We start from the raw sequence: 9,659 nt of genomic DNA, 5'->3' as shown, positions 1-9,659 counted from the left end.
GATTAGCCGCGGGCGTACTGGCCATAGGTCACCGACGCCTTGGCGAACAGGCCGCGGCCGAGCAGATTGCGCTCGGAGACCGACACTTCGGCCAGCGCGCCGTCGGTGGTGGAGTAACCGCCCGAGATCGAGAAGTCGCCGGTCGATTTCTCTTCCATGTCGACATTCAGGATGACGCGGTCGCTCGACGAGCCCGGCTCGGTCGTGATCTTCACGCTCTTGAAATAGTCGAGGTTCTTCAGGCGCCGCTCGGCACGATCGACCAGCGCGCGGTTGTAGGCATCTCCTTCCGAGATGTCGAACTCGCGGCGGATCACGTAGTCGCGCGTGCGGGTGTTGCCGCGCAGGTTGATGCGCTCGATATAGGTGCGCGGGCCCTCGTCGATGTTGAAAACGACGGACACCGTGTGTGCTTCGAAATTACGGTCGCCACCGGGCCGGACCACGGCGAAGGCATAGCCGCGGCGCGAGGCTTCGATCTGCATCTCCTCGACCGACTTCTCGACCGATTCGACGTTATAGAGCGAGCCGACATTGACGCGCGAATAGGCGCGCATCGAGGATGGATCGAAGTTCGGAATGCTGGAGCGGAAGTCGACCGCGCCAACGCGGTACTGCGCGCCTTCCTCGATCTTGAAGGTGACGTTGAAGCCCTTCTTCTCCGGGTCGTATTCGGTGAGCGCGGCCACGACCTGGACGTCGGCGAAGCCGTGCTTGAGGTAGAAGCGCCGGATCAGGTCGCGGTCGGCTTCGACGCGATCGGGATCATAGATGTCGCCGCTGGCGAGGAAGCTCAGCAGGTTCGATTCGCGCGTCTTGATGACGTCCCTGAGGCGGTAGGACGAGAATGCGTTGTTGCCGACGAACTCGATCGACTTGACGCCGGTCTTGGCGCCCTCCTCGATCGTGAAGATCAGGTCGACGCGATTGTTCGGCTGCTCGATGATCTCGGGCGTGACGCGCACGTCATAGCGGCCGGACCGGCGATAGATTTCAGCGATTCGCAGCGTGTCGGACTGCACCATGGCGCGGGAGAAGGTGCCGCGCGCCTTGGACTGGACTTCGGCGGTGAGTTGCTCGTCCTTGATCTTCTTGTTGCCCTCGAAGGCGAGGCGCCCGATCACCGGATTTTCCACCACGGAGACGATGATCTGGCCGCCGGGCCCGCGGTTGATCCTCACGTCCTGGAACAGGCCGGTCTCGATCAATGCCTTGAGGCCGTCGTCGATGGCGCCCTGATCCAGGCGGCCGCCCGGACCCGGCTTGAAATAGGAGCGGATCGTCTCCACCTCGACCCGGCGATTTCCTTCGACGGAAATCGACTGGACGGTCTGAGCGAGCGCAGACGAAGACATGAAAGCAGCCCCAACCGGGGCAACCACCGGCGCGCCGAACATGATCAGGGTTGCGAGCAAGCCCCCCCGGAGTCGCAGTCCAAACTTCATCGCGCAACGCGCCCTTATCATTCCCTGCCAGACCCAACCCCAACGCCGGTCCGGAGATTCCCCAAGTTCAGGCCGCTTGTAGCCAATTTCGCCGACGCCGCAAACGGCCGAAAGCGCCGTAATTTCAATTTCATTCCAGGACGTTGCTCAACAGCAACGCCACAAAAAAGCCCCTATCAGGAAGCTGCCATCCGCAGAATGTCGTTGTAGGTCGCAAACACCATCAACATCAGCACCAAGCCCAGTCCGATTCGGAACCCCATCTCCTGAGTCCGCTCGGACAAGGGCCGGCCGCGGACCACCTCGGCCGCATAGAACATAAGGTGGCCACCATCGAGCAGCGGGATCGGGAACAGGTTCAACAGGCCGATCGAGACCGACAGCACCGCGCAGAGATTGATCACGAACTGGAACCCGGCGCTGGCCGCCTGCCCCGACATCTTCGCGATTCCCAGGACGCCGCTGACCTCGTTCGGATTGCCCTGTCCGACGAACAGCGAGCCCAGGAACTTGAAGGTGCTGGTGATGATGAACCAGACCTGCTCGACCCCGATCTTGAGCGCTTCACCGACGCCGACCGGCGCGGTCGAGGCCTCCCCGGCCTGCGACTTGTGCTCGATGCCGAGCACGCCGAGACGATGGCTGTTGCCGAACGGATCCTTGCGCTCGAGCAGCGCCGGGGTTGCGGTCAGCGAGACCACGGCGCCGTCGCGCTTCACCTGGAACACAAGCGCCGAACCCGCATTCATCGCAACGATTCGCTGCATGTCGGCAAAGCTCTCGATCGGCTTGCCGTCGATCTGGACGACGACGTCCCCGATCTTGAAGCCGGCCGCAGCCGCCGCGCCATCGGCGACGACGCCGTCGACACGCGCGATCGTGCTCGGCTTGCCGTAGTAGAGGGCCATGCCGGCGAAGATCAGCGCGCCCAGAATGAAATTGGCGATCGGTCCTGCCGCGACGATGGCGGCGCGCGGGCCGACCTTCTTGTGGTGGAAGCTGCCGGCGCGCTCCTCGGCCGTCATGGCCGCGAGGCTCTGGGCCGACGGAGTCGAGGCCTCGCTCTCGTCGCCGAAGAACTTGACGTAGCCGCCGAGCGGGATTGCCGAGATCTTCCAGCGGGTGCCATGGCGGTCGTTGAAGCCGACCAGCTCAGGTCCGAAGCCGAGCGAGAAGGTCAACACGCGAACGCCCGCCCACCGCGCGACCAGGAAATGGCCGAGCTCGTGAAAGAACACGACTATGGTCAGGACGAGCAGGAAGGGAACTGCGTAGTCGAGGAGCCCATGGCTCAACGTATTGAAACTATGGACGAAAAAGTCGATCATCGATTTCCCTCACCCAGCGCCGCAAGGCCCTGGCCCCAACCAGCTAGGATGCCTTTAAGGCAATTTGAGGCAATAGGGCGGCAGCTCTATTTCGCGCAACATGGTCAACGGAAATTGCGTCATCGGCGGACGTCAGGGGCGCCTGGTTCCCGCCGCGGATCCAGTCGTCCAGTGTTGCTTCCACCAGCCGCGCAATCGCGCCGAACCGGATCTTGCCGGCGATGAACGCGGCGACCGCGACCTCGTTGGCGGCGTTGTAGACGGTGGTCGCCCCCTTCCCGGTCCGGAGCGAATCGTAAGCCAGCCGGAGGCCGGGGAAGCGCTCGAAATCCGGCGCCTCGAAGGTCAGCTGGCCGATCTTGGCGAGGTCCAGCTTGGCCGCCGGCCCCTTGATGCGGTCGGGCCAGCCGAGGCAATGCGCGATCGGCGTCCTCATGTCGGGCGCGCCGAGCTGGGCCACCACCGAGCAGTCGGAAAACTCGACCATGCCGTGGATGATCGACTGCGGGTGAACGAGCACGTCGATCTCGTCGGGCGCGAGCGCGAACAGATAGGACGCTTCGATCACTTCGAGCCCCTTGTTCATCATCGAGGCGGAATCGATCGTGATCTTCTGGCCCATGCTCCAGTTCGGATGCTTCAGGGCCTGCTCGAGCGTGGCCTGCTCGATGTCGGCGGGCTTCCAGGTCCGGAACGGACCGCCCGAGGCCGTGATGATGACGCGGACGAGTTCGTCGCGATTGCCTGAGCTCAGCGCCTGGAACAGCGCATTGTGCTCGGAATCGGCCGGCAGGATGCAGGCGCCCGCCTTTGCCGCGCGCTGCATGAAGAAATCGCCAGCGCAGACCAGGCACTCCTTGTTGGCGAGCGCGACATGGGCGCCGCGATCGCCCGCCGCCAGCGCCGGCTTCAGTCCGGCGGCTCCGCTGACCGCCGCCATCACCCAGTCGGCGGGACGCGCGCCGGCCTCGATCACCGCGCTTTCGCCGGCGCCGCATTCGGTGCCGGTGTCCGCCAGCGCGGCCTTGAGCTCGGCGAGCTTGGAGGTGTCGGCGATCGCGACATAGCGCGCTGAGAATTCCCTGGCGAGCTTCGCCAGCGCTGCGACATTGCCGTTCGCCGTCAGCGCCTCGACGCGGTAGCGCTCGGGCGAGGCGCGCAGCAGATCCATCGTGCTGTCGCCGATCGAGCCGGTGGCGCCGAGAACCGTGACGCTGCGGACGTCGGACGCAGCGAGCCTGTTGTTACGCAATGGGACCGCGCTCATATCCTCACCAAACCACAAGACCGCTTCCGGCGCTATGCACACCGTGGCGGAGAAAGCCGATAATCCATGCCGCCAGGATGGCGGCGACGAAACCGTCCAGGCGGTCCATAAGTCCGCCATGGCCGGGTATTAAGTGACTGGAATCCTTGACACCGAAGCGCCGTTTCACCGCGGATTCGAAGAGATCGCCGAGTTGCGACACCACCGAGAGGACGGCACCGACGAGCAGCAGCGGAACCGCCTTTCCGATCCCGCAGGCGGCAAAGCCGGCCGCAACTGCAAGGCTCGCCCCGAAGCCGCCGAGCGCTCCGGACCAGGTCTTTTTCGGGCTCACGCGCGGCCACAGCTTCGGCCCGCCAATGCTGCGGCCGGCAAAATAGCCGCCGATATCGGTCGCCCATACCACGAGCAGCACGAACATCAGCGCAGCGAAACCGTTGACGAGATCCTGCCGCACCAGGATCGAGGCCAGCAGCGCCGCCGATGCATAGGCAAATCCGGTCGCCGCCCAGACGAACTTGCCCCGCGCGATCAGCATCACGATCGCGGCGCCGATGAAGCCGGTGATGACGGCGGTCCTGAGGGCACCGAAGGTCACGCAGAATCCCATGATCGCGACGACGACGGTCCCTGCCCCCGTCAGCGCGACCGAGCTCGCGCCCACCACCGTCAGCCATTCCGCGAACAGCCCGATCGACACCAGGGTGACGAGAAGTGCCCAAAGCCAGCCGCCGGCGTAGGCGAGCGCAATGGCGAGCGGCGCCAGCACCAGCGCTGCGAGGACTCGCATCACGAGATTGCTCGGGGCAGGCGCCGAGCCCGCCGGTGCGGCGTCGGGTTCGCTCACGAGGCGGTTTTCGCGACCAGGCCGCCGAAACGACGCTCGCGCCTGGCAAACTCGGCGATCGCGCTTTCCAGCGCCGCCTTGTCGAAGTCGGGCCAGTGGATCGGCACGAACACGAGCTCGCTATAGGCGGCCTGCCACATCAGGAAGTTGGACAGGCGCTGCTCGCCGCTGGTGCGGATGATGAGATCGGGGTCTGGAATATCGGGCGCGTCGAGATGCGCCCCGAGCGTCTCGGCGTCGATCGTGGCGGGATCCCGCCTGCCTTCGGCGACCTCGCGGGCGAGCTTCTGCGCCGCTTTCGCGATCTCCTGCCGCGACCCGTAGTTGAAGGCGACGACGAGCGTCAGGCGCGTGTTGTCCCGTGTCAGTTCCTCGGCCTCGTTGAGGAGCGCGCAGATGTCGCTATCGAGCCCCTCGCGCTCGCCGATGATGCGAACCTTGACGCCGTCGCGATGCAGGCTCGCCAGATCGTGGCGGATGAAGCGCCGCAGCAGGCCGAACAGGTCGCCGATCTCGCTCGCCGGGCGCGACCAGTTCTCCGAAGAGAACGAGAAGATGGTGAGATAGCGAATGCCGAGCTCGTGCGAGGCGCGCACCACGCGGCGCAGCGCGTCCACACCGCGGCGATGCCCTTCCGCACGCGGCAGGCCCCGCGCGGCCGCCCAACGCCCGTTGCCATCCATGATGATGGCGACATGCGCAGGCGCCTCGGACCTGTCAGGTCCTTCCGTTGCGGGCGCGGCGGCGTTGGACATGAAGGCGATGCCTTAAACGGTGAGGATTTCTTTTTCCTTGGCGGCCAGCAACTGGTCGATCTCGGCGATGGTGCCGTCGGTCGCCTTCTGCACCTCGTCGGCGTGACGCTTCTGATCGTCCTCCGACATCTCGTGATTCTTCTCGAGCTTCTTGAGCACGTCGAGACCGTCGCGACGGACGTGGCGCGCGGCGACCTTGGCGGCTTCGGCGTATTTGTGCGCGACCTTCACCAGCTCCTTGCGCCGCTCCTCGTTGAGCTCGGGGATGCGCAGGCGCAGCACCTGGCCCTCGGTCGCGGGCGACAGGCCGAGATTGGAATCGACGATCGCCTTCTCCACCGGCTTGACCATCGACTTGTCCCAGACCTGCACCGAGATCAGCCGCGGCTCCGGCACGCTGACGGTGGCGAGCTGGTTCAACGGCATGTGGCTGCCATAGGCCTCGACCTGAACCGGATCGAGCATCGAGGCGGAGGCGCGGCCGGTGCGCAGGCCGCCGAGTTCGTGCTTGAGGGACTGGACGGCGCCCTGCATGCGGCGCTTCACTTCGTTGAGGTCGAAATTACCCGTGGCCATCACGTTTCTCCTTCAAAATCCCGGCGGCCGCTCCGCGCCCTTCCCTCAGGGCGCGCCCGACGAGCCGTCAGCCGGCGACGATGGTTCCATGGCCGACGCCACGCAGAATCGCGCCGATCGACCCCGGCTCCGCGATCGAGAATACGATGATAGGCAACGATGTCTCGCGGGCAAGCGCGAAGGCGGTCGCATCCATCACCTTGTAGCCGCCCTCGATCGCCTGCGAATGCGTCAGACGGTCGAACCGCGTGGCGGTCGGATCGGTCTTCGGGTCGGCCGAGTAGACGCCGTCGACATTGGTCGCCTTCAGGACCGCCTGCGCCCCGATCTCGGCGGCACGCAGCACCGCGGTCGTGTCGGTGGTGAAGTACGGATTGCCCGTCCCGCCGCCAAGCAGCACGATCCGGCCCTCGGCCAGGCATTTGTGTGCCGCGGTGCGGGTGAATAGCTCGGAAATCTCGGGCATGACGAAGGCCGACAGCGTCCGTGCCGGCGTGCCCTTGCGCTCGATCGCCGCTTCCAGCGCGAGGCAGTTCATCATGGTGGCGAGCATGCCCATGGTATCGCCGGTCGTGCGCGACACCCCACGGGAGGAGACCTCGACGCCGCGGACCATGTTGCCGCCGCCGATCACGACCGCAACCTCGATCCCGAGATGGCGGGCCGCGATCAGATCGTCCGCAACCCGGTCGACGGTCGGCTGATCGATGCCAAAGCCTTGCTGTCCCGCGAGATATTCGCCGGACAGCTTGATCACGACGCGACGATAGACCGGATCAGTCATGAGCACTTTCCTCGTCCGGGCGCCGCTTCCGGCGGCACGCCGGAAGGAACGTTCCGGCGCTTACTTCTTGCCGCTGGCCGCGGCGACCTCCGCCGCGAAGTCGCTTTCCTGCTTCTCGATTCCCTCGCCGAGAGCATAGCGCACAAAGCCCGCGATCTTCACAGCGCCGCCGACCTTGCCCTCGGCCTCCTTCACCGCCTGCGCCACAGACTTGCCGGTGTCGTGGATGAAGGCCTGCTCGAGCAGGCAGACTTCCTTGTAGTAGGTCTTGAGGCCGGACTCGACGATCTTCTCGATCACGTTCTCGGGCTTGCCCTGCTGACGGTACTTGTCGGCGAGCACGTCCTTCTCGCGCTTGACCACGGCCGGATCGAGGCCGGACGGATCGAGCGCCAGCGGGTTGGCGGCCGCGACATGCATCGCGATCTGACGGCCCAGCACGGCGAGCTCGTCGGCCTTGCCCGGTGATTCCAGCGCCACGATCACGCCCATCTTGCCGGCGCCGTCGATAACGGCGCCGTGGACGTAATGCGACACCACGCCCTGGCTGACTTCGAGCTGGGCGGCACGGCGCAGCGTCATGTTCTCGCCGATGGTGGCGATGGCATCATTTATCGCGGTTTCGATCGTGACGTCGCCGACCTTGGCGGCCTTGATCTTCTCGACGTCGGCGCCGGCGTCGAACGCGACCTGGGCGATCATCTTGACCAGGCCCTGGAACTGGCCGTTGCGCGCGACGAAGTCGGTCTCGGAATTGACCTCGACCACGACGCCCTTGGTGCCCTTCGTGAGTGCGCCGATCAGGCCCTCGGCCGCGACGCGGCCCGACTTCTTGGCGGCCTTGGACAGCCCCTTCTTGCGCAGCCAGTCCTGCGCGGCTTCCATGTTGCCGTCGTTTTCGGTCAGCGCGGCCTTGCAGTCCATCATGCCTGCGCCGGTCGACTCGCGCAGATCCTTGACCATCGCAGCTGTGATCGTTGCCATCGTTGAAAATCCTTTGTGCCTGCCGGTTTGCCGCGGCGTGGCATCGAAGCGCCCCGCCGCGGTCCATCTCAGGAATTCGCGTCAACTGAAATGGTGGCCGGATCCTATCCGGCCAACCCATCGCTCTTTTTGACTATTCCGCTTCCGCGGTCAGCGCCTTGGCCTTGGCCACCCAGGCGTCCGCGCGGCTCGGAAGACCGACTTCTTCGCCGATCGTGTGCGCGGTGTCGTGGTCGAGCTCGGCGAGCTGCCAGTAGTGGAAGATGCCGAGGTCGTTGAACTTCTTCTCGATCGCGCCCGACACGCCCGGGAGCTTCTTGAGGTCGTCGGCGGTGCCGCGAGGGCCCGCAAGGCCCTGGAAGCCGCTCGACGATGCGGCCGGCAGCTCTTCGGCCAGCGGCTTGGCCGAGGCGCCGATGTCGATGCCCGAATCGCCCTGCGCACGCGAGATGCCGTCGATCGCCGCACGCGCGATGAGGTCGCAATACAGAGAGATGGCGCGGCCGGCGTCGTCATTGCCGGGCACCACATAGGTGATGCCCTTGGGGTCCGAATTGGTGTCGACGATCGCGGCGACCGGGATGTTGAGCCGCTGGGCTTCCTGGATCGCGATGTCTTCCTTGTTGGTGTCGATCACGAAGATCAGGTCGGGCAGACCGCCCATGTCCTTGATGCCGCCGAGCGAGCGGTCGAGCTTGTCGCGCTCGCGCTGAAGCGTCAGGCGCTCCTTCTTCGTGTACGAATTGGCTTCACCGCCCGCCAGCACGTCGTCGAGGTGACGCAGGCGCTTGATCGAGGCGGAGATCGTCTTCCAGTTGGTCAGCGTGCCGCCGAGCCAGCGCGAATTGACGAAATACTGCGCGCAGCGCTTGGCCGCGTCCGCGACGCCGTCCTGCGCCTGGCGCTTGGTGCCGACGAACAGGATGCGGCCGCCCTTGGCAACCGTGTCGCTGACGGCCTGGAGAGCCTGGTGCAGCATCGGCACGGTCTGGGCGAGATCGACGATGTGGATGTTGTTGCGGGTGCCGAAAATGAACGGAGCCATTTTCGGATTCCAGCGGTGCGACTGGTGACCAAAGTGCACGCCAGCTTCGAGCAGCTGACGCATGGTGAAATCGGGTAGCGCCATCGTTCTAATTCTCCGGTTGGTTCCTCCGGAAACGTGTGAGCAAAACGGAGCGTTCTCGCCCCGGCTGCCACCGGACGGCCTTGTGAGCCATGTTTCCGTGTGAGATGGCGCGCTATATAGCGCCATTTCGGCCAGAAGCAAGGAAATAAGGGGCCGTCAGGGACGCCGGCAAGCTCCCGTCGCTTGCCGAGTTCCCTGCCCTCGAGCCTCCTAGCACTTCGGCTGGCCCGGCGGGCAGCTCTTTGGTGGTGGGCTGGCCGGCCGCGGAGGCGCATGCGGCGCAGCAGCCATCGGCGGCGGCGCGGGCCGCGCGACCGGAGGTGGCGGCGGCGCAGGCCGTGCCATCGGAGGCGGCGCAGGACGCGCCATCGCAGGCGGCGCAGGACGCGCCATCGCAGGCGGAGGCGGCGCCGGTCGAGCAACGGGCGGTGGTGGCGTGGGCCGGGCCACGGCTACGGGCGGAGGCGCCGCGCGCGGCGGCGGAGGTGGCGCGACTCGCGGCGGCGGTGGCGGCGTCGGTCTCGCCAGCGCCTGAGGATGCGGC

At 65.8% G+C, this 9,659-nt stretch carries 8 protein-coding genes and 2 pseudogenes; 1 reads left to right on the top strand and 9 read right to left on the bottom strand.

Going from position 1 to position 9,659, the window contains the following annotated elements; translation table 11 throughout:
* Positions 1–5 precede the first annotated feature (5 nt).
* From bamA to IC50_RS07125, 9 genes and pseudogenes are all read right to left on the bottom strand, one after another.
* A pseudogene (bamA, locus tag IC50_RS07165) lies at positions 6–1,445 on the bottom strand (outer membrane protein assembly factor BamA); the annotation flags it as partial.
* A gap of 176 nt (positions 1,446–1,621) precedes the next feature.
* Positions 1,622–2,773, bottom strand: a complete 1,152-nt coding sequence (rseP, locus tag IC50_RS07160; protein ID WP_035702320.1) for an RIP metalloprotease RseP — start codon at positions 2,771–2,773, stop codon at positions 1,622–1,624.
* A 43-nt stretch (positions 2,774–2,816) separates the two neighbouring features.
* Positions 2,817–4,040, bottom strand: a complete 1,224-nt coding sequence (dxr, locus tag IC50_RS07155) for a 1-deoxy-D-xylulose-5-phosphate reductoisomerase (RefSeq protein WP_035702316.1) — start codon at positions 4,038–4,040, stop codon at positions 2,817–2,819.
* 4 nt (positions 4,041–4,044) lie between these two features.
* Positions 4,045–4,887, bottom strand: a complete 843-nt coding sequence (locus IC50_RS07150; protein WP_035702314.1) for a phosphatidate cytidylyltransferase — start codon at positions 4,885–4,887, stop codon at positions 4,045–4,047.
* Positions 4,884–5,642 carry an isoprenyl transferase gene (locus tag IC50_RS07145; protein WP_035702312.1) on the bottom strand — a complete coding sequence of 253 codons (759 nt, stop codon included), beginning with the start codon at positions 5,640–5,642 and terminating at the stop codon, positions 4,884–4,886. The genes IC50_RS07150 and IC50_RS07145 overlap by 4 nt, the downstream gene beginning before the upstream one ends.
* A 12-nt stretch (positions 5,643–5,654) precedes the next feature.
* Complete coding sequence (gene frr / locus IC50_RS07140) at positions 5,655–6,218, bottom strand: ribosome recycling factor (RefSeq protein ID WP_035702309.1); 564 nt, start codon at positions 6,216–6,218, stop codon at positions 5,655–5,657.
* A 67-nt stretch (positions 6,219–6,285) separates the two neighbouring features.
* Positions 6,286–7,002, bottom strand: coding sequence for a UMP kinase (gene pyrH, locus IC50_RS07135; protein WP_035702306.1), 717 nt, complete (start codon positions 7,000–7,002; stop codon positions 6,286–6,288).
* Between the two features lie 60 nt (positions 7,003–7,062).
* On the bottom strand, positions 7,063–7,986 hold the full coding sequence (tsf, locus tag IC50_RS07130; protein ID WP_035702304.1) for a translation elongation factor Ts: 924 nt from the start codon (positions 7,984–7,986) through the stop codon (positions 7,063–7,065).
* 133 nt (positions 7,987–8,119) lie between these two features.
* A complete protein-coding gene (locus IC50_RS07125; protein WP_035702301.1) occupies positions 8,120–9,115 on the bottom strand; it encodes a 30S ribosomal protein S2 in 996 nt (331 codons plus the stop codon).
* Positions 9,116–9,357: 242 nt separating this feature from the next.
* Between IC50_RS07125 and IC50_RS42780 the strand changes: the two are divergent.
* Positions 9,358–9,659 (top strand): annotated as a pseudogene (locus IC50_RS42780) (hypothetical protein); the annotation flags it as partial.

Source organism: Bradyrhizobium genomosp. I (2014) (assembly GCF_000261685.1).
In the GTDB taxonomy this organism is placed as follows: Bacteria; Pseudomonadota; Alphaproteobacteria; order Rhizobiales; family Xanthobacteraceae; genus Bradyrhizobium.
Note: the sequence above shows the minus strand (reverse complement) of the source record. Positions and strands in the feature narration are given on the sequence as shown.